Source organism: Bacillus cereus group sp. BfR-BA-01355 (genome assembly GCF_022663675.1).
GTDB lineage: Bacteria > Bacillota > Bacilli > Bacillales > Bacillaceae_G > Bacillus_A > Bacillus_A thuringiensis_S.
In genome coordinates this window covers 1-273 of the sequence record NZ_JAKUFY010000391.1, presented here as the reverse complement: position 1 = coordinate 273, position 273 = coordinate 1, and the positions used below count along the sequence as shown (strand labels likewise).

Sequence of the window (273 nt, the reverse complement as noted above, 5' to 3'; positions counted from 1 at the left end):
AATACCCTCCACTTGCTGCACCCGTTAATGCGCCAGCTGTCAGTCCACCTAACACTCCTCCTGCAAAGCTTCCAGGGAAAAATCCGCCTCCGTGATGATGATGGTGATCATGGTGATTGTGTCCTCCATGGTGATGATGTCCGCCGTTATGATTGTGCCCACCATGATTGTGTCCTCCATGATGATGATTCCGATAATACAATCCATTATTTTCTATATAATTCATGTTTCTCCGCTCCTTTTCGATTTTTTCATTTTCATATGCATTAAGAG

The 273-nt window shown here is 44.0% G+C and carries 1 pseudogene; it reads right to left on the bottom strand.

The annotated features are described in order from the left end of the window. Window positions 1-226, bottom strand: a pseudogene (locus MR167_RS32200) (cobalt transporter); the annotation flags it as partial. Window positions 227-273 lie beyond the last annotated feature (47 nt).